The 19,986-nt window shown below is 44.8% G+C and carries 18 protein-coding genes and 1 tRNA gene; 9 read left to right on the top strand and 10 right to left on the bottom strand.

The window, feature by feature from the left end; genetic code table 11:
- Positions 1-106 precede the first annotated feature (106 nt).
- Positions 107-1,051 carry a putative RNA methyltransferase gene (locus RAH45_RS12700; RefSeq protein WP_068404320.1) on the top strand — a complete coding sequence of 315 codons (945 nt, stop codon included), beginning with the start codon at positions 107-109 and terminating at the stop codon, positions 1,049-1,051.
- A 26-nt stretch (positions 1,052-1,077) separates the two neighbouring features.
- On the opposite strand, the gene cls is transcribed toward RAH45_RS12700, so the two are convergent.
- Together cls and RAH45_RS12690 are read right to left on the bottom strand one after the other, a co-directional pair.
- On the bottom strand, positions 1,078-2,529 hold the full coding sequence (gene cls / locus RAH45_RS12695) for a cardiolipin synthase (protein ID WP_068404298.1): 1,452 nt from the start codon (positions 2,527-2,529) through the stop codon (positions 1,078-1,080).
- 102 nt (positions 2,530-2,631) lie between these two features.
- On the bottom strand, positions 2,632-3,426 hold the full coding sequence (locus tag RAH45_RS12690; protein ID WP_068404296.1) for a YdcF family protein: 795 nt from the start codon (positions 3,424-3,426) through the stop codon (positions 2,632-2,634).
- A 161-nt stretch (positions 3,427-3,587) separates the two neighbouring features.
- Between RAH45_RS12690 and arsC the strand changes: the two genes are divergently transcribed.
- The 3 genes from arsC (at position 3,588) to RAH45_RS12675 (ending at position 6,171) form a co-directional block, all read left to right on the top strand.
- Positions 3,588-3,995 carry an arsenate reductase (glutaredoxin) gene (gene arsC / locus RAH45_RS12685; RefSeq protein WP_068404294.1) on the top strand — a complete coding sequence of 136 codons (408 nt, stop codon included), beginning with the start codon at positions 3,588-3,590 and terminating at the stop codon, positions 3,993-3,995.
- 52 nt (positions 3,996-4,047) lie between these two features.
- Positions 4,048-4,794 (top strand): arsenical resistance protein ArsH, encoded by a 747-nt coding sequence (gene arsH / locus RAH45_RS12680; protein ID WP_068404318.1) that lies wholly within the window; start codon positions 4,048-4,050, stop codon positions 4,792-4,794.
- A gap of 66 nt (positions 4,795-4,860) precedes the next feature.
- The gene (locus tag RAH45_RS12675) at positions 4,861-6,171 is read left to right on the top strand and encodes an arsenic transporter (protein WP_068404292.1); all 1,311 of its coding nucleotides are present in this window, start codon (positions 4,861-4,863) and stop codon (positions 6,169-6,171) included.
- Between the two features lie 63 nt (positions 6,172-6,234).
- On the opposite strand, the gene RAH45_RS12670 is transcribed toward RAH45_RS12675, so the two are convergent.
- Positions 6,235-6,325, bottom strand: a tRNA-Ser gene (locus RAH45_RS12670).
- 146 nt (positions 6,326-6,471) lie between these two features.
- On the opposite strand from RAH45_RS12670, the gene RAH45_RS12665 reads away from it, so the two are divergent.
- The 3 genes from RAH45_RS12665 (at position 6,472) to RAH45_RS12655 (ending at position 8,370) form a co-directional block, all read left to right on the top strand.
- Positions 6,472-7,365: a DNA/RNA non-specific endonuclease gene (locus RAH45_RS12665; protein ID WP_227514923.1), complete on the top strand. Its 894-nt coding sequence runs from the start codon at positions 6,472-6,474 to the stop codon at positions 7,363-7,365.
- Positions 7,366-7,439: 74 nt separating this feature from the next.
- Positions 7,440-7,703 (top strand): hypothetical protein, encoded by a 264-nt coding sequence (locus RAH45_RS12660; protein ID WP_068404288.1) that lies wholly within the window; start codon positions 7,440-7,442, stop codon positions 7,701-7,703.
- Positions 7,704-7,986: 283 nt separating this feature from the next.
- Positions 7,987-8,370: a DUF2147 domain-containing protein gene (locus RAH45_RS12655; protein ID WP_068404286.1), complete on the top strand. Its 384-nt coding sequence runs from the start codon at positions 7,987-7,989 to the stop codon at positions 8,368-8,370.
- 200 nt (positions 8,371-8,570) lie between these two features.
- Here RAH45_RS12655 and RAH45_RS12650 read toward each other — a convergent pair whose 3' ends face one another.
- From RAH45_RS12650 to RAH45_RS12635, 4 genes are all read right to left on the bottom strand, one after another.
- Entirely contained in the window at positions 8,571-9,845 is a 1,275-nt protein-coding gene (locus RAH45_RS12650; RefSeq protein ID WP_306495335.1) for an ammonium transporter AmtB, read from the bottom strand.
- 93 nt (positions 9,846-9,938) lie between these two features.
- Positions 9,939-10,277: a P-II family nitrogen regulator gene (locus tag RAH45_RS12645; protein WP_011514651.1), complete on the bottom strand. Its 339-nt coding sequence runs from the start codon at positions 10,275-10,277 to the stop codon at positions 9,939-9,941.
- 449 nt (positions 10,278-10,726) lie between these two features.
- On the bottom strand, positions 10,727-11,581 hold the full coding sequence (locus RAH45_RS12640) for a universal stress protein (RefSeq protein ID WP_068404282.1): 855 nt from the start codon (positions 11,579-11,581) through the stop codon (positions 10,727-10,729).
- A 149-nt stretch (positions 11,582-11,730) separates the two neighbouring features.
- A complete protein-coding gene (locus tag RAH45_RS12635) occupies positions 11,731-13,230 on the bottom strand; it encodes a SulP family inorganic anion transporter (RefSeq protein ID WP_193030954.1) in 1,500 nt (499 codons plus the stop codon).
- Positions 13,231-13,901: 671 nt separating this feature from the next.
- On the opposite strand from RAH45_RS12635, the gene murD reads away from it, so the two are divergent.
- Both murD and RAH45_RS12625 read left to right on the top strand, forming a co-directional pair.
- A complete protein-coding gene (murD, locus tag RAH45_RS12630; RefSeq protein ID WP_068404280.1) occupies positions 13,902-15,320 on the top strand; it encodes a UDP-N-acetylmuramoyl-L-alanine--D-glutamate ligase in 1,419 nt (472 codons plus the stop codon).
- A 430-nt stretch (positions 15,321-15,750) separates the two neighbouring features.
- Positions 15,751-16,875, top strand: a complete 1,125-nt coding sequence (locus tag RAH45_RS12625; RefSeq protein WP_068404278.1) for an FtsW/RodA/SpoVE family cell cycle protein — start codon at positions 15,751-15,753, stop codon at positions 16,873-16,875.
- Between the two features lie 101 nt (positions 16,876-16,976).
- Here RAH45_RS12625 and gluQRS read toward each other — a convergent pair whose 3' ends face one another.
- From gluQRS to RAH45_RS12610, 3 genes are all read right to left on the bottom strand, one after another.
- Complete coding sequence (gene gluQRS, locus RAH45_RS12620) at positions 16,977-17,936, bottom strand: tRNA glutamyl-Q(34) synthetase GluQRS (RefSeq protein ID WP_068404276.1); 960 nt, start codon at positions 17,934-17,936, stop codon at positions 16,977-16,979.
- A gap of 227 nt (positions 17,937-18,163) precedes the next feature.
- Complete coding sequence (dksA, locus tag RAH45_RS12615; protein ID WP_068404274.1) at positions 18,164-18,607, bottom strand: RNA polymerase-binding protein DksA; 444 nt, start codon at positions 18,605-18,607, stop codon at positions 18,164-18,166.
- Between the two features lie 512 nt (positions 18,608-19,119).
- Positions 19,120-19,962, bottom strand: a complete 843-nt coding sequence (locus tag RAH45_RS12610; protein WP_068404272.1) for a metallophosphoesterase — start codon at positions 19,960-19,962, stop codon at positions 19,120-19,122.
- Between the last annotated feature and the right edge of the window lie 24 nt (positions 19,963-19,986).

Genomic DNA, 19,986 nt, shown 5'->3' with positions numbered 1-19,986 from the left:
GCTTTTTTAGGTCTTATGCGAACTTCTTTTTGTTGCGGCATTTATCCCTTACTTAGCCGGAACTTTGTTAAAATGGCAGCCATATTGCGCTAACGTTGAGATACTTGTGAGCTTATTTATTTGTCCCCTTTGTCAATCACCTCTGCATCCAGCTGCTGATACGTGGCGCTGTGATGGCAGCTTGAATCCTAAGCAAACCGCTCATCCATTTGATGTGGCGCGTCAGGGTTATGTCAATCTATTACCGGTGCAACAAAAAAAATCCAAAGCACCGGGCGACAGTCAGCAATCTATTGAGGCGCGCAAACGGTTTTTAAATGCCGGACACTATCAGCCACTAAATGACCTAATTTGCCAAAAGATGACAACGTTATTGATGGCAAAAAAAGCCAGTCTTAAGCAAAAAAATAAACCCATTAATTGGCTAGATATTGGCTGCGGAGAGGGCTATTACACGCAGGCAATGGCGCAAACGGGTATGGATGTGCTTATCGCTGCCGATATCAGTAAACCTGCTGTTGTAGAGCTGGCGAGAACCAGTAAGGCTTTAGGTCGTCTTTGGTACCAAGAGGCTAAGGAGGCTAAGGAAGATGGGACTTATGCAGCAGCTATTTATCCGCTGGTGACTAGCGCGGCGCATTTGCCGCTACGCGCGCATAGTATCGATGGTATTAGCAGTATTTTTAGTCCGATTTTGCCAGAAGCATTTAATGAAGTGTTAAGCGATGAGGGTTATATGATCATTGCCAAGCCCGATGTTGGGCATTTGGCGACGATGCGTGAGGCGTTATTTGATGACGTCCGCGAGCATGATTCTGATAAGTTTTTGGACGAATTAGCGCCTTATTTTCAGTTGTTAGAGACTCATCATGTCAGTAGTAAGCTCAGTTTAGCGGCAGAGGCATTGGCAGATTTAATGACCATGACCCCTTATGCCTATCGGGCGCGCAGCGAAAAAAGGCAGACGCTACTAGCAGAGGTGGCAGCACAACCTTTTGCGACAGAAGCTAAGTTTGTTATCTATATTTTGCAAAAAATGCCCGCTCATTAATAGGCGGCAATAGGCTAAAGGTCCACTTATAAAATCGGTCCCATGGTGGCGACGACATTATTCCAAATCCGATACGGCAACGGCCAGTTGTTAACCTCTTCAAGCGTTACTTCATCAGAATCAGCGATATACTGATATTGGCGCTCCATAATATCGGCGGTCAGTTTGTTATCACTAAAGACGATATTGTTTTCATAATTCAAATGAAAACTGCGTAAATCCAAATTGGTTGAGCCAATCAAGCTGATTTCACCATCGACGGTCAGGGTTTTGGCGTGTAGCAGCCCCGGCCTATACTCGTAGATTTTTACGCCAGCCTCAAGCAATTCCCAATAGTAGCTATGACTGGTCGCAGCAACGATAAAGGAGTCATTTTTTTTCGGAAAAATCATCGTTACTTCAACCCCGCGATAGGCGGTCGCACATAGGATACTGACCAGCGAATAATCAGGCACGAAATAAGGGGTAGAAATTATCAGGGTATGCTGGGCTTGGCTAATTAAAGCACCCAAAAACTGCGGGGTGTTACCATGACGCTGGGTCGGTCCATCAGAGAAAACTTGCGCAGCAAAATCATTGAGCGGCAGGTTTGGCTGTAAATCGGTGCTATACGGAAAGCTGTCGAGCGGCGTATCAGGGTTTTCAGTTAGCCAATCACTGGCAAATAGCATCTGATTTTGCGCAACGATGGGCCCTTCGATACGCAGCATAATATCGACCCAAGGGGCGTATTTGGGCTTTACGCGAAACTCAGGGTCGGCGCAGTTACGGCTACCAAAATAGCCGATTTTGCCATCAATCACGGTAATTTTGCGGTGATTGCGCAAGTCAATACGGCTAAAGAGCATAACCTTTATGATATTGGTTAATGGTAGCGCCACACTGAGCTGCACACCCGCGTCCTTCATTTCTTGCCATAACTTTGAGCTGACCATTTTGCGCGAGCCCATGCCATCGACCATCGCTCGGCAGGTGACGCCGCGCTTTGCTGCCCGAATCAGCGCTTCTGCGGTAGCCGTACCCATGCCATCGACCAGCCAAATATAATACAGCACGTGGATATGGTTGGTTGCCGCATCAAAGTCGTCAATCATACGTTTGCGCGTCTCATTGGCATCTGCCATTAGCTTAGCGCGATTGCCAACTGTCGTCTGAAAGCCAGTGGCTTTTGCTGAATAAGCAAAGGCTGCGCGGTACTCAGGTTTAACGGCATGTAATAACGCCACATTGCTACCAAGTACCTCTGGGCGATGGCGATGTAATTTATCGATAATTTTCTGACGTTCGCGTGTGAAGTTACGTCCTAAATGTACCTCACCGAACATCCAATAAACTAGGACGCCAAAATAAGGCAAGAGAAATAAAATCACCAACCAAGCCAAACGCGCCGGCGCCGTTAAGTCATGGCGCGCAAGGACGCGCAAGGATATCAGCACCAATAATATAAAGTGAATGGTTAATAAAATATCGACGAGCATAGCGGAATCCGTTGTTATTATATTTATGAAGGCTATAGTCGTTCTTAGTTATATTGCAGGACTAAATTATTGGCCGAGTTGCCTTATTGATGGCCTTTATCATTAATACTCACCAAACAGCCAACCACTAACGAAGGCAAAATACTCACGAAACCAAGCATTGTAGCGAATCGATAGCGGCGTCGGGCTGGCGAGCAAAATAGGTCGCTGATAGCCTTGATGCTTGGCAATGGCAGCCACACGAATGGTATGAAAATCACTGGTCACAATGGCAATAGGCGCCGTGATAGGCACTTCTTTTGCTGCCAAAATGACTTGGCTATAAATTAAGTTTTCGGCGGTACTAGTGCTATTACCTTCTTGCAAAATGTGCTCAAGAGCAATGCCATGCTTCTCATGTAAATAGCGCGCCATAATACTGGCTTCGCTATGTGTCTGCCCCATACCAATGCCACCACTGGTCAACGCTAATGCCTCGGGCTGTGCTTTAATCAGCGGTGCCGCCGTATCTAAACGCTGAGCAAGCGTCGGTGTTGGCTTACCGGCGATAGTACCTGACCCTAATACAATAATCGCCGCGACCTCCGATACAGGCTGCGAGCTCTTTTTAATTTGCTGCTGCAATGAGAAAATAAATAACCCAAAGCTTATCAGCCAAATAAAAAATAGCAGCCATAGCGTGTACCAAAGACGATTGCGAAATGGGTTTTGCCTAGTAAACTTGCGGATGGCATGCCAAAATATCCCATGGGCGACAAATGCGCTGCCCAATAAAAACGGCACGACAGTACCAAAGTTAATTTTGCCAACCGTCATTAACACGGCACAATCAACCATGATAACGGCACCGATAACGACCAATCCAACTCGCGTTATAATGAGTAGTTTTTTTGCCATAGTTTTAAATTTATTATGTTTAGGTAAAAATGCTGTAGTTTAGGGTTTATTCAATCAAGTGCTTATTTATCTATTAATTATACGTTGTTTTAATTGCATGGCGGTTTGGTCATATCAAGACATACTAAATCTAATCCCTTTAACGTAAAGAGGAAAACCTTATGACGCCAATGATTTTTCATAATCCAAAATGTGGCACTTCTCGTAATACCCTTGCCATTATGCAGGCCTCAGGTGAGACGCCAGATGTGGTGGAATACCTAAAAACACCGCCATCTCGTGAGTACTTGGTTGAGCTGTTGGCATTGATGCAGAGTACCCCGCGCGAGCTTTTACGCAGTAAAGAGAGTATTTATACCGAGCTTGGTTTAGACAATCCAGCATTGACGGACGCGCAACTGATTGATGCCATGATAGCGCACCCTATTTTAATCAATCGTCCTATTGTTGTTACCGATAAAGGCGCGGCGCTGTGCCGACCGTCTGAAAAAGTGTTTGAATTACTGCAAAATCCGGTCAATAGTTTCACAAAAGAGAATGGGGAAGTGGTGAAGCATGTTACAGAATAAAGAAACTAAAGCCTTAGTGACAGACAATATTGCTAGTAAAAGTACTAGTAATATTGGCGCTACTGATTCACCCGCTGCTGATTCACTTAATAACGATTTACCCAATGTTGATTTTGATCAAATACAAGCCATTGATATTGAGTCTTTGGTCGGTAAAGATGACCCACGCCATGCGCCAAGAATATTGGTGTTATATGGCTCCCTGCGTGCGCGTTCATTTTCTAGATTGGCCGCTGAGGAAGCAAGTCGTCTATTGCGTTGGTACGGCTGCGAGGTGCGCATGTTTAACCCATCAGGTTTGCCACTGCCAGATGACGCCGATAGCGACCACCCAAAGGTACAAGAGTTACGCGAGCTGGCACAGTGGTCAGAGGGTATGTTGTGGGTCAGTCCAGAACGCCATGGTAGTATCACCAGTATTATGAAGGCGCAAATTGACTGGATTCCGTTGGCGCTCGGCGGCGTACGTCCGACCCAAGGTAAAACGCTGGCTATCATGCAAGTCAGTGGCGGCAGCCAAAGTTTTAATACCGTCAATCAATTACGTATTCTTGGGCGCTGGATGCGCATGATTACCATCCCCAATCAATCTTCTATCCCCAAAGCGTTTTTGGAATTTGACGATAATGACCGCATGAAAATGTCACCATTATATTTGCGAGTGGTCGATGTTTGCGAAGAGTTGGTCAAATTTACCTGGCTTACCCGTGGGCGCTCGGCGTATCTGACCGATCGCTATTCAGAACGGGTCGAAAGCGTTGCAGAAGTCTCCCAACGCGTCAATCAAAAATCGCTCTAACTTCTTTGTTTTATTATTGCCCTTATTAATATTTCATTGCTTCAATTGCCCCATTAAGGTTACTTCATGCTCGCATTCGCTATTTTTATCGTAACTCTGATCTTAGTCATCTGGCAGCCGAAAGGGCTTGGCATTGGTTGGAGTGCGATGGGCGGCGCTTTGGTTGCTTTAGTATTTGGTGTGGTGCAATGGTCTGACGTTGGTATTGTCTGGGATATTGTTTGGGACGCCACTTTTACCTTTGTCGCCCTGATTATCATCTCCCTTATTTTAGATGAAGCGGGATTTTTTGGCTGGGCGGCGTTACACGTTGCTCGGCTTGGTAATGGGCGCGGGCGTTTGCTATTTCCGATGATTGTACTATTAGGGGCGTTTATCTCCGCCTTCTTTGCCAATGACGGCGCGGCATTATTACTGACACCGATTGTGATTGCTATTCTGCTGCGCCTTGATTTTGCCCCCAAATCTGCTTTAGCTTTTATTATTGCCACTGGCTTTATCGCCGATACCGCAAGCTTGCCGTTGGTGACTTCTAATCTGGTCAATATCGTCAGCGCTAATTATTTTGATATTGGTTTTGGTCGCTACGCGGCGGTGATGGTACCGGTAAATATCGTCTCTGTCCTAGCGACGCTATCGGTATTGTGGCTTGCTTATGCGCGGTACATTCCGAGGCACTACTCAACGGCAAATCTTAGCGCACCTCAATCGGCTATCAAAGATCCGCTGGTATTTCGGGCGGCTTTTCCACTATTAGTATTATTATTAGTGGCGTATTTCGCGACTGAATCGCTCGGGCTGGTTATCTCAGTGGTGACTAGTGTCGCGGCGCTTATCCTAATGGCCATAGCTGGACGCTGGTGGCAAGGCGGGCGTGATGCTAAGTTTTCTATCGTCAATATTCTTAAAAAAGCACCGTGGCAAATTGTATTATTTTCAATCGGTATGTATTTAGTGGTTTATGGTTTGGGCAATGCAGGACTTACCGCCTATGGCGCACGAATACTTAATTGGCTAGGTCAACAAGGCGCGCTCGTTGCGACGGTCGGCACGGGGTTTTTATCCGCCATCGTAGCGTCTGTGATGAATAATATGCCGTCGACGCTAATAGGAGCGCTGGCGATTGATAGCGCCCAAGTGCCCGCTGCTACTCGAGAGTTGATGATTTATGCCAATGTCATTGGCAATGACTTGGGACCAAAATTCACGCCTATTGGTAGTTTGGCGACGCTATTGTGGTTACACGTATTGGCTGAAAAGGATTATAAAATCAGCTGGGGGCAATATATGAAGGTCGGACTGCTGATAACGCCGCCGGTATTATTAGCCACGCTATTGGCGTTGGTATTTTGGCTGCCTAAATTGCCGAGTGTTTAAGGAGTTTGTGAAAAAGTAGAAAAAGATAGGAAAACTGCGGGCTTTGATTGAGCAGAATAAGATTGGCGGTGAAGGAGGGATTCGAACCCTCGATACGCTATGAACGTATACACACTTTCCAGGCGTGCGGTTTCAGCCACTCACCCACTTCACCGTTTTTTGTAAGACCAAGATTTTTGGCTGCCTAAGTATAGCGGATAGCATTTAAAATGTCACGGCCTGCGCAGCATCTTTCTTTATTACTAACGGCCTGCTAGGATAACGCCTACCGAATGGCAGGCATAGATGGTTGGAAGTGGCATGATAAGTTTTTTTAAAGATAAAGCACAGTTTAACAATAACACCATAATGACCGTATTCACGGTCTTAATAGGAATATCGGCTGCACACGCGGAAGATTTAAGTCAATGTAGCCAGTCTTTTTATGGTGGCGTCTATCCTGAATTCACCAATCCTAAGCTCAGCAACAACACCCAAGCGCTATGTATGGACGGTTTTGCTGTCATGCACTCAGGCGTATCACGTACCCCGCTGTGGTCAGCAGAATATCTCGACCGTAAGCGCTTGCAGCAAGCCAAACAGATTGATCGTGAAGACAGCTTTCATGAAGAAAGCCGCCTGCCAAAATCCATGCGCGCCAAACTGTCCGATTACTCAGGCTCAGGTTATGATCGCGGGCATTTAGCGCCCAATGGTAATATGGCCAATCGCAGTCAGCAATACGATAGCTTTAGCCTTGCCAACATCGCGCCGCAATCGCCGCGCAATAATCGCTATATTTGGCGTAATATCGAGTCAGCCACGCGCTATTTGACCCAGCAATACGGTGAAGTTTATACCATTACTGGGGTGGCGTTTACGAATAAAAAGACCAAACAACTGGCGAATCGTGTACTGGTGCCCAGTCATTTTTTTAAAGCGGTCTATATTCCAGCCAGCAACCAAGCAGGCGTGTATTATGCGCCCAATGATGAATCAGAGCGTATAGAAGTGATTAGTCTGGATCAATTAACCGCCAAGATTGGCATCGACGTGTTGCCCGTATTAGATGCTCAAACCAAAGCGCGCGCGTTTGATCTGCCGTTAAAAGCAGGTGACAGCTCAGATTTACCCGAAGACTCACCAGAAGAGCCCACTTGGATGTTATTTGTGCTGGCTATTATCGATTGGCTCATGGCACAATTAAAAGCATAAGGCGTCTAAATATCACCATATTCTCACAGTATTGCAAAATCACGTAAATTGCTGTTAAGGTAGAGGAAGCTCAAATGATTGAACCCTTTATGAATAATCATGAAAGTATGCAAATTGGCGATTTGGTTATTGAAAACCAAGAAGATAAAATTATCATTTATGGCGACATTAATCTAGTCTTTGACGAAGCTGGATATGAGCAGGCACAGCAACTACACGAGCTAACGAGCAAAATTATGCTGGCATTTGAAAACCGCAATCGATATAGTAGTTTTGAGGATAAGTCAAAACAAAAAGATGACCAATCGGGTAAAATTATAGACAATCCGTTTCTATAACTGTTTGATATGCTTTTGATTTTAGAGAAATAATAAACTATAAAAAAATTACTAGGCAAAATCTAAAAATTGCTTATAATGGGTCAAGACATCGCTTATGTCGATCGAGATTTCTCTGTCAAACCAATCATTAGTAGCATTTAATAGCATATTAACGAAGGTTACTTGCTTAAAATGAGCGTAGGATCGAAGGGTTTGCAATAAAAGAATGTTGATAAAAGGATAAGCGAAGACATTAGAAACGCAACGTTTCTAGTAATCATTAAATGAAGGGAGTCAATTTATGAAATTATTCACAAAAACCACTTTAGCAGTTGCTGGTATCAGTATGGCAAGCATGGCATTTGCCGCTGACCCATTACATAACACCACTTGGCAGACTTATGATGAAGGTAAGCCAAAAGGTTTAGTTAAAATTACTGAATCTAATGGTGTCCTAACTGGTACCTTGGTTGATACCAACTCAGCTAAAGGTAAGAAACATATTGGTACAACTATCATCAAAGGCCTAAAGGCTGACGGTGGTGGTAAATATAGTGGCGGTACAATCACCGACCCTGAAAAAGGTAAAGACTATCGTATGACCGCCAATCTAAGCGGCAGTACTTTAAAACTAAAAGGGTATATCGGTCCATTTTCACGTAGCCAAACGTGGAAAAAGAAATAAGCCAATATAATCTTACTCTATAAAGATCAGTTGCTAGACTGGGCATTATAAAAAGATAAACGGTTAAAGACTATAGTGTTAAAGAATAAATAATCCCGCAAGACCGAAAGGTTTTGCGGGATTTTTAATGGGATAGGTTTTTATTAAAAGGGTTTTATCGATGATTAGCAAATCAACAATAAAACCCTCTTAAATACTTTTTACCTTATAAACTCTGGATAGGCTTCCATACCACATTCTGCAATATCTGCGCCCTGATATTCCTCTTCTTCAGAGATACGCAGGCCCATTACGACTTTAATAATGCTCCAAACAAGCAAGCTACTGATAAACACCCAAGTAAAGATGGTTGCTGCACCAGCAATTTGACCGAGCAAAGTAGCATTTTGGTTGGTCAATGGCACTAGCATCAGACCGAACAAGCCGCACACCCCATGTACAGAGATAGCACCGACTGGGTCATCGATTTTTATTTTATCTAATGCAAGGATTGATATGACCACAATAACGCCTGCTGTCATGCCAAATAACGTTGCTTGCAGCGCCGACGGGGTGGACGGTTCGGCAGTGATGGCGACCAGACCCGCTAATGCACCATTTAATAGCATGGTCAAATCTGCTTTACCAAAAATGATGCGCGCGATAATAAGCGCGCCAATCGCCCCACCCGCAGCGGCAGCGTTGGTATTTAAAAACACCATAGCAACGGCATTGGCACTGGTGATATCGCCAAGTTTAAGCACGGAGCCGCCGTTAAACCCAAGCCAACCCATCCACAAGATAAGCGTACCAAGCGCCGCTAAAGGTAAATTGGCGCCGGGAATTGCCCGTATCTCACCGTTAGGTCCATATTTACCTTTACGCGCCCCTAAAAGCAGAACTCCTGATAACGCCGCTGCTGCTCCTGCCATATGCACGATACCTGAACCGGCAAAATCAGAAAATCCCAAATCGCCAAGGCTAAATAAGCCGAATACGGCTTTACCGCCCCACGTCCAGCTGCCTTCTAATGGATAGATAAATCCGGTCATAACGACAGCAAACAGCAAAAAAGACCATAGCTTCATACGCTCAGCCACTGTGCCTGAAACGATAGACATGCAGGTAGCGACGAACACAACTTGAAAGAAGAAATCAGAAGCCGCCGAGTATACCGCATCGCCATTAAAGCCATTTTTAGCTGAGCTCGCTAAGGCATCGGCTACTAACGTATTGTTTAAGGCATCGTTGCCAGCAATACCGCTTAAAAACAGATTACCATCGTACATAATGGCATAACCGCAGATCATATACAGAGTACAGGCGGTGGCAAAGAGGGCGATATTTTTGGTGAGGATTTCGACGGTGTTTTTTGAGCGTACCAGTCCAGATTCTAACATGGTGAAGCCAGCGGCCATCCACATGACTAGCGCGCCACAGATTAAAAAATAAAACGTATCTAGCGCGTACTGGAGCTCAAAGATTTGATTTTGCATATTAATTCCCCCTTGAATAGATGCAATACAGTGATCGAGATGACCTATAAATCTGTGTTTATAAGTGGTCTAGCGCTTAATTATTCTTAACTATTAAATAGCGTCAGGACCTGTCTCACCCGTACGAATACGAATGACTTGTTCAAGATTGGTCACAAATATCTTGCCGTCACCGATTTTGCCGGTACTGGCAATGCGCGTAATGGCTTCGATAGCAGGCTCGACCATCTCATCCATCACTGCTACCTCAACTTTCACCTTAGGTAAAAAGTCCACCACGTATTCAGCGCCGCGATAGAGCTCGGTATGACCTTTTTGACGACCAAAACCCTTGACCTCGGTGACGGTGACACCCTTTACACCGATGTCAGAAAGCGCTTCGCGCACATCATCGAGCTTAAACGGTTTTAAGATCGCAGTGATTAGCTTCATAAAAAAATCCTTATATAGATGATGTCGCAGGTTAATAGAGACCGTTTGCTGGCTCGTATTATTGTCAGGCTCATGGTAAATAGTTCAAGAATTGTGCCAAACCTACTCAAGGGGGTTGGTAGAGTTGGGCGCATTTGCTTAAAAATAACCAAGATAGTGACAAAGACTCTTGCCTATATCGCAACGATAACACTGTTTTTATGGATATAAGTTGGAGCTATCAACCTTTAACGTTGGGAGAATAAACACTTTATTATAACCAACTTTTTAAGCGCTTGGGGAGGCTATCACTTTATTTCATGTGACGATTTGATAAGAGGTTTGATAAGAAAAATGGGAAGAGATAGGAGAAAAGTAAGCGCATAAGCATTGTAAAAACGTCGATTATTAAAAACGCCATTATGAATAATAGCGTTTAAAATCAAAAGTTTATACATAAAAGGAAGGTTTTAAGCTTTGGGGAAGAGTAAATATGGAGTTTTGGTGCTACCAAGTAGTTTTTTAGTTTCGCTACCTTTTAGCAGCTCAAGCAAACGCGGTTGCCCAAAGGCGCCGGTCATCAGCAGCCCAATATCATTTTTGCTTTGATAGTAATTTAAGGCAGCAGTGACATCACGGCAGTCGAGTAAGGCTTTTTTACATTTGATACCCGCTTGTTTAAGGCGCGCATAGGCTTCCCGCAGTGCATCGCAGTTTTCTGAGTTTTCTTTGGCAACCATGACGATATGTACGGTCAACGCCCGAATAAGCGGCGTTTTACACAGCCAACTGAGCAGTTTATGCGAAGTTGGACTGTTATCAAAAGCAAATAATGCCGTCGTTGGGGGCAAAAATGGTGCATGGGTCACCAAAATGGGGCAGTGACTCAAACGTATCAGCTGACTCAAGGTTGATTTGCAAGTCACATGATGACCGATGACCATTAATTGTGCCTTGTCATCGACGTAATCAATACTGTCACTCAGGCTTTCATGGCGATGCAGAGTATAGGTTTTTAGCTTATGATGTTGCTGCTCGCAGTATGTGCTGGCTTGATGCAGCAGCAATTTACCTTGGGCTTTTAGCTCGCTATTGCTCAAATGCTCTTTTGCGGTGAATTGGTCTAACAAGACATTTTCATCGTCAACATTGAGACAGCCGGAATAATCAACGGCAGCTTTTTGTTGCAAACTTGGTACAGAATGCAGCAGACCAATGGGTGCTTGCAGACGAATAGAGGCCCACATACTGGCATCCAATACCGCTTGCACATGATTGGGGCAGTCCAAGCAAGCAATCACACTATCTGGCTTCAAATTACTCATAAGGGCACCACATATCTCAATAATAAAAACACAGGCTCGCGGCTTAAAGTTGCTCCTTTAAGCCGCGAGCCTGATTTTATATACCAATATAATTGCTGAACAATAAAGACATTATTGCGCTCAGCTTGATAACACCACTACCGTTTTGTTTAATCTAACAGTCCAATATCTCGGCGATCATGAATCGAAAAGCGATCGATAAGGGTGCGGCTGGCGCTGTTGAGTCCGACCACTTTGACATCAATACCTTCGCGCTGCAAACGCATGACCAGTTTGTCTAAGGTGTCGACGGCACTGACGTCCCAAAAGTGGGCGTGGCTAACATCGATTTGTACGCTGTCTAACGCTTCTTTGGTATCAAAGCTTTGCAAAAACTGCGTCGTTGACGCAAAGAAAACCTGTCCTTGCACGTAGTAATAACGCGTATTGCTACTGTCGTCATACTCACTAAAGACCGTTAAGAATTGCCCGATTTTATTGGCAAACGCCAACGCTGAGAGCAGCACGCCAACGCCGACGCCGTACGCGAGGTTATGGGTAAACACAGTGGTTATCACGGTCGCCAGCATCACGATATTAAAGGACAGTGGGTGGGTTTTAAATTCTCGAATAGATTGCCAATTAAAGGTACCGATAGAAACCATAATCATCACCGCTACCAATGCCGCCATCGGAATTTGGCTGACCCACTCACTTAAAAATACCACCAAGATGAGTAGCACCACGCCAGCAATAAGCGTTGATAAACGCGTACGGCCGCCAGATTTGACGTTAATCATTGATTGCCCAATCATCGCGCAGCCTGCCATACCGCCAAAGAAGCCTGATACGACGTTGGCCATACCTTGACCACGGCATTCGCGGTTTTTATCACTGGGCGTATCGGTCAACTCATCGACGATGGTCGCGGTCATCATCGATTCTAATAAACCTACGATAGCAAGCGCGATAGAATAAGGCGCGATAATGAGCAAGGTTTCAAAGTTCAGCGGAATGTCAGGTAATAAAAACACCGGTAAAGAATCGGGCAAATCGCCCATGCTACCGACGTTACGAATATCAAGATTCATATACATGGCAACCGCAGTCAAACCAACGATACAAATCAGCGGTGACGGAATCACGCGTCCGATTTTAGGAAGCAGCGGAAATAAGTAAATAATCGCAAGGCCTGCCGCCGTCATGATATAAACTGTCATGCCGACGCGCTCAGTCATCGGGTTCAGCTCAGGCAATTGAGCGGCAAAGATTAAAATCGCCAGCGCATTGACAAAACCGATGACCACCGAGCGCGACACAAAGCGCATCAAGTTACCAAGTTTTAAAATACCCATAATGATTTGAATGACGCCGCAAAGTAACGTAGCGGCAAGCAAGTACTGCAGCCCGTGCTCGGCGACCAAATCAACCATCACCAGTGCCATCGCGCCGGTCGCCGCCGAAATCATACCCGGACGTCCACCGACAAAACTGATGACCACGGCGATGCAAAATGAAGCATATAAACCGACTTTTGGGTCGACACCAGCGATAATAGAAAAGGCAATCGCTTCTGGAATCAAGGCCAGTGCGACCACTAAACCTGATAACGTATCACCGCGAATATTGGAAAACCACTCTTCACGCAAACTGCCAAAAAAAGATGTCATAAGTAAACTGTATAGGGTTAGAGGCAAAAAAAACAACCATTTATGATCGAGCAATAAAGCGTCACCCTAAAATGATTGTATCGAGACTAACGGTTATCGACCTTTATAGCGGTATCGCACAAACCGTTACCCTTAATCATTAGGATAACAGCTCTTAAAAACATGAATAAGTGTTTGCCGTGAAATACGGCGGAAGAAGATACGTCTTTTGTCAGACAAAACGCCAAAATATGGGGCAGCGGTTGCCTGTCATATCCACCTCAGCATAAAAAACATAACTGCAGGACGATGACAATGGCGCGATAAAGGTGACAACATGCTAAACTAAAATGCTAAATTAAAGATTTGGTTAAAGAGCGCTTACTATCGTAGCGGTTCTTATTAAGGCGGCTATTATAGCATTAGCGGTGCAATATAAAAACAGGCGCATAATAACACAAAGCCTCAAAAAACCAGTACCGAAATTGTGGCAATGGCTTTATGATGCTCATCATCCACAGCAGCTTACTCATACTGGTTCAAGCTGGTTCAGACTTGCTAAAAACGGCTGAGATTAGTTGTAGCCCTGACGTTTAGCGTAAAGCCCACTATAAAAAGCCATTATCAATACTATTGATAAAGCCAAGATGCTTGATACAATTTTGTTAGTTTAATAGATAAAAGGAATAGATATGACCACTAACACCGCAACAGAAGCCTTACTTCATAAGGGCAGTGGTTTACAAGTCGTGGTCGGTTTGGGGCAGTCGGGGCTGTCGGTTGCGCAGTATTTGACCAAGCAAGGTTACCAAGTCGCTGTCACCGACAATCAAGTCAATCCCACTTTAGCAAACCAATTGCCTGCTGCTGTTGATATTCGCCAGTTTGGCGCGATAGATGCCGATTTATTGCAACAAGCGGCTCGCATTATCATCAGCCCAGGTATCTCCTTAAAAACCCCAGCGGTTGCTGCGGCGCGAGAGGCTAATATTCCCGTTGTCAGTGACATTCAGCTATTTTGTGAAGCGTGCCGCGTACCGATTGTTGCGATTACAGGCTCTAACGCTAAAAGTACCGTCACCACCTTGGTTGGACAAATGGCCGCCGATGCTGGGGTCAATGTTGGCGTAGGCGGCAATATTGGCGTGCCAGCACTGACGTTACTGTCCAATACCGAGATGGAGTTGGCAGTTCTCGAGCTATCAAGTTTCCAGTTAGAGACCGTAACCAATTTAGGCGCGCAAGTGGCAACGGTACTGAACATGTCGCCTGACCACCTAGACCGCCATGGCGATATGCTCGGCTACCATCAAGCCAAGCATCGCATTTTTCAAGGCGCCAAGTCAGTGGTTATCAATCGCGAAGATGCCTTGACGCGCCCGCTAGTGGCTGATAATTTGCCACGCTTAAGCACGGGCATTCACGCTCCTGACAAAGGTCAATATGGACTGATTACCGACTCAGAAGGGCAGACGTATTTGGCCCGCGGGACAGAGCGTTTGCTGTCGGCAGACAAACTGCGTATCAAAGGTCGGCACAATTTACTCAATGCGCAAGCGGCTTTGGCTTTGGGTGAGCTTGCCGGTTTACCGCTTGATAGTATGCTCACTACTTTGCAGAACTTTACAGGACTTGAGCATCGCTGCGAATATGTGGCTACGGTCGATGGGATTGATTATTTTAACGATTCTAAAGGTACCAATATTGGCTCAACTATGGCGGCAGTCGAGGGCTTAGGAGCGGTATATGCACCTAAAGACGGTAAGCTGTTATTAATTTTAGGTGGCCAAGGTAAAGGTCAGCAATTTGGCGAATTAACGCCATTTATCAATCAATACGTCAGCCAAGTACTGTTTATTGGCGAAGATAGCCAGCAAATTGAGCAACATTTACGCGCCGCTGGTATCAACGACGATGATGTCTATATGCATCAATGTCAAACGCTAGAGGGCGCTTTTGCGACGATACAGCAAGTCACAAAAAGCAGTTTATCGCAAGTACAAGCGGTGCTCTTGTCGCCAGCTTGTGCCAGTTTCGATCAGTTTAGTGGCTTTGCGGAACGCGGCAAGTACTTTAGTCAGCTGGTTAACCAGTTAGACAAGGCGTCATAAGGTATCTTGTTACCTGATAAGACTTCTTGATTTGAGGTAGTATGAGCATTAGGTTTTAAGCGGTTGGGCTTAGCGTTATAAAATGGCAGGCGTTTTTTGATAAATGATTGTTTTGCTTATAAATTGCTGCTACTGTCAACTAGGTAATAAAGCGGACGACAAACGATTTGCAAACCATCGTTGCTATTCATGTTGCTAACCACTGTACTATTAATACTGACAAGCTAAACGATTAACAATCGGGGTTTGTCACCGCTTTGCTGTCTGCTATTATCTATTGGATAAAATCAACTTCATTTTTTTAAACGGTGGCGTTTCATAACGCCGTGTTTTCTCGTTTGCTAGTGTATATAAAATTATGGCGCTCTCTTCTTTTTTTCGATCAAACTCTCAATCGCCGCGAGCTACTGGCTCAGATGGCGTTCTCTCCATGCCCTCAGCGCGCGCCATTTTATTAGCAAGCGTCGGCTGTATGTTGGTGCTCAGCTTATTGATGGTGGCTTCTGCTTCTATCCCGTTTGCCCTTAGTCGCGGCATGAGCGAGCTGCATTTCTTTTATAATCAGCTTTTATACATGGCGATTGGGCTGGTTATCGCTGGTATTTCTTATAAAGCGGTAACGCTAAAAAGGCTTTATAAAACCGAAACCCAGTTTATGCTCTTGGCCATCACGGGGTTATTGTTATTTGCCACTTTATTTAGTACGCCTATTAATGGCTCAAAACGTTGGCTCACGCTCGGTGGTTTTAATTTTCAGGTCGCAGAGCTTGCCAAATTGGTGATGATTATCTTTGTCTCAGACTTTGTTGTACGGCGCTCATTTGAGGTACGTAACGGTTGGGATGGGTTTTTACGCATAGCCATCGTGGTTGGATTAATCACCGTTCTGTTGCTCGCGCAGCCAGATTTTGGCTCGTTTGTGGTTATTATTGGGACGGTCTTTGCCATCTTTTATATTGCCGGCGCGCCTTATAAGCAGTTTATCGCGCTCGGCGCTGTGGCCGTTGGCGGTGCTGTATTAATGGTGGCGACCGTACAATACCGACTGGTACGGGTGATGTCGTTTTTGGACCCTTTTGACGATGTACAAGACACTGATTATCAGCTAGCACGTAGCTTAATTGCCTTTGGTCGCGGACAGTTTACTGGCGTCGGCTACGGCGAAAGCGTGCAAAAACTGTCGCATTTACCAGAGGCGCATACGGATTTTCTACTAGCTATTACCGGTGAAGAATTGGGCTTTGTTGGAGTCACGATGATTCTCATCTTTGAGGCGCTGATTATCGGAAGTGCGATGCGCATCAGTTATAATGCCCTAAAACGTCGGCAAATGCGCATGAGCTATACCGCTTTTGGTATCGCGGTGGTGTTTATTGCGCAGACGATTATTAATGCGGCAATGAATATGGGCGCGATTCCAACCAAAGGGTTGACCATGCCATTTTTCAGTTATGGCGGCTCATCGATGCTGATTAGCTTGGTGATGGTCGCGGTACTGCTAAAGATTTATAAAGAAAGCCCTGAGATTGAAAAGAGCCAATGCCGTTATTACTAAGTCATTTAATGATTAGAGTGTTTACGGCATTCTAATTATTCACTATAAAAAAACGTCGCTCATAGCGGCGTTTTTTCTGTTGAGGGTTTAGAACTCTGTTATTAAATATCAGGCATATTTAAAGACTGCATGTTTTTTAGCGGTGAGTTATCCCATTGTGCAATTGCTTGCTTTAGCATGTTTGTCGGCGTGTCTCTATCAACGGTAGGCTGCTGTAATAGCTGCAAAGCATGGGCAATTAGATGACTTGGGTCACGGGTATCAATTGGCTGGGCAAGGTTTTGTTTAGAGAGCTTTTGACCGTCAGGACTGCATATCAATGGCAAATGATACCAATGATCGATGGCTGGCAAATGCGCTGCATGCATAATGCTAATTTGCGCGGTGGTCATCGGTAAAATGTCCAAGCCACGCATAATATGCGTCACACCTTGCAAGCCATCATCGAGGCTAGCAGCCAAAATATAGTTGATCATGACGTCTTGGCGACGCACCACCATATCTCCCAAGCTTTGCTGCGGATTGCTCCATTGCACACCTTGAATACCATCTTTAAAGCCGATACGGTAATCTGGTAGCTGTATACGCAGTTTGTTTTTTTCTTTATCAAGATTGGCATTTAGACAACAGCGCGGATAGCGTTGCCTGTTCAGCAGTTTTTCCTGTGCCTGCTCTGCGTCTATGCTTTCTCCCATCGCTTTTTGCTGCCAATAACGCTCAAGGCTTTTACGCGAGCATTGACAGCCGTAAGTCAGCGGATATAAGCTTGAAGATAAATAATCATTATAAATATCAAGGCGCTCAGATTGGTAGATGACATCGCCATCCCAGTGCAGCCCAAGCACTTCTAAATCCATCAAAATCTGCTCGGTAAACTGTCGATCACAGCGCTCGGTATCGGTGTCTTCGATACGCAGTAGCCATTTGCCACCAAGAGATTTAATATGACAAAAGCTGGCAAGCGCGGTGGTTAAGGAACCAAGATGCAGCTCACCGGTTGGTGACGGCGCAAAACGGCCAATAGGTTGGGGCAGAGTAAGATTAATAGGCGTGTTTGCCATAGAGGTAGCAGATGTTTTCAAAATAGACACTTAGCTAAAGTAGAAATAGATAGAATAAGTAAATCGATGCCAAAAAGATATTTGCTAAATATGCGTATTTTGTTGGTGCCGTGTCAACCACTAAAAGCTATTTAATAAAAAATAACGCCGTAAAACGCAACGAGCGACCAATGAATGGTCGCTCGTATTTGTATTTACATGATTAATGACTGTTAAATTGGCTGGATTTAAGCGCCTTGGTTTTGACGCTCTTTAATCTCAGACAAAGTTTTACAGTCAATGCACTGGGTCGCGGTTGGACGCGCTTCAAGACGACGCAGGCCAATCTCGACGCCACAAGTTTCACAAAATCCATAATCCTCGTTTTCAATTTCAGCGATAGATTTATCAATTTTGCGAATCAGCTTACGTTCGCGGTCGCGCGTACGCAAGGTTAGGGCAAACTCTTCTTCTTGAGTGGCGCGGTCATTGATATCAGGCATGGCACTGGACTCATCTTGGATATAAGTCTTGGTACGATCTGCTTCGCCAATCAATTGATGCTTCCAATCTAATAAAATGGCTTTAAAGTGCGCCAATTGCTCATCCGACATGTATTCTTCGTTTTCGGCAGGCGCATAGGGGGTGAACTTTACATCACTTGGATTTGGGTTTGGGGTCAGGGTGCTCATATGGGTATCCTACTTTTTCAAATTAATTCAATAAAACGACCTATCGACAGACAAGACGTTATCAATTTACCAAACGCTATAAATGGCTTCTTTTATATGCGTTTTACCACTTAGTGACACAAGTAACACAGCTGATCTAAACATACGGTTATTTCGATATCCTGCTAGCGATTTATCGATTATCAATGGTCAGGTATATTGTTATCAATCTTTTTATTTAAATGCTAGCCATTAAATAAAGCTACAAATCACTGACTGTGGAAACTTAGCTTGTGGTCAATTTAGCCGTCCTAGCTATTATAATCTTGTCTAAATGTAGACCGTTCTCATTTTTTACCTTATTTATGATATAACTTATTTATCATTTTTAGCTTTACGGTTAGGTTGCTAGTATTAGCAATCACGCTGTGGCTGTCTATAACCAGTAATTTTAGCTAGCCCTATAACATACACACTCTGGCGGTATTATACTAGCTAAATACTAGCCAAATTTTTGCCAATAAAACTGGTTGTCAAGTATCTAGTCTTTCAACCCAGCTTGCAACCTCTCCATTGTTGGCTAATTGCAACCAGCGATAGCCGGGAAGGGCTCTTTTATCATAAGCGAAATCATCTTCAAAAGGCTTAAACTGATAGCAGGTAGAGGGCGTACTGTAGACGGTAACTCCTTGCCGATGGCGGACTTGCTCTTGGTGGGTATGCCCGCTAATAATGACTTTAAGATGCTCAAATGTTGCCAGCCGTTGCCAAAAAATATCGGCGTTTTCCACCATATGCTGATCAATCCAGTCTGAATCGACCGCTATCACATGATGGTGCAGCGCAATAAGCGCAGGCTTCGCGCATGTCTCTAGCTGCTCACAGAGCCAATCAATGTCGCTTAGCGTCACTTCACCTTCTACCTTGCCTGTCACCGAAGAGTCTATTAACAACAACTGCCAATGGTCGGTTTCGATAACATGACGGTTCAATAAGCGTCTGTCCGCGGGTCTGGCAATCAGTTCACGCTGAAAAAATGGCAACTCACTGTTGTTTTCATCGGTAACGTCATGGTTACCGGCGATACAAGCAAAAGGAATACCCGTTGCTTGCAATACGTCAAAAATATGATCGTAAATCTCTGCTTGTACTTTATTGACCAAATCGCCTGTCACGAGAATCAAATCGCAGCGCCGCTCTGCGCTCAACGCTTGCTTGATAATCGCCTCAAAATTGTATTGGCAAACCGCTACTTCACTACTGGTTTCGTCAGCCGCCGCAGGCACGTGGGAGGATAAGTGCAAATCGGTAATTTGCAAAACATTGACTTGTCCGTCGGGCGTGCTGACTGCGCTGGCGGGGTAGTAGCTAAGCATGGGGGTTAGTCCCTTATCAAGCAA

The organism is Psychrobacter sp. van23A (genome assembly GCF_030845275.1).
Taxonomy (GTDB): domain Bacteria; phylum Pseudomonadota; class Gammaproteobacteria; order Pseudomonadales; family Moraxellaceae; genus Psychrobacter; species Psychrobacter faecalis.
The sequence above is the reverse complement of the archived record's forward strand: the minus strand, read 5'-3'. Positions and strand labels throughout refer to the sequence as shown.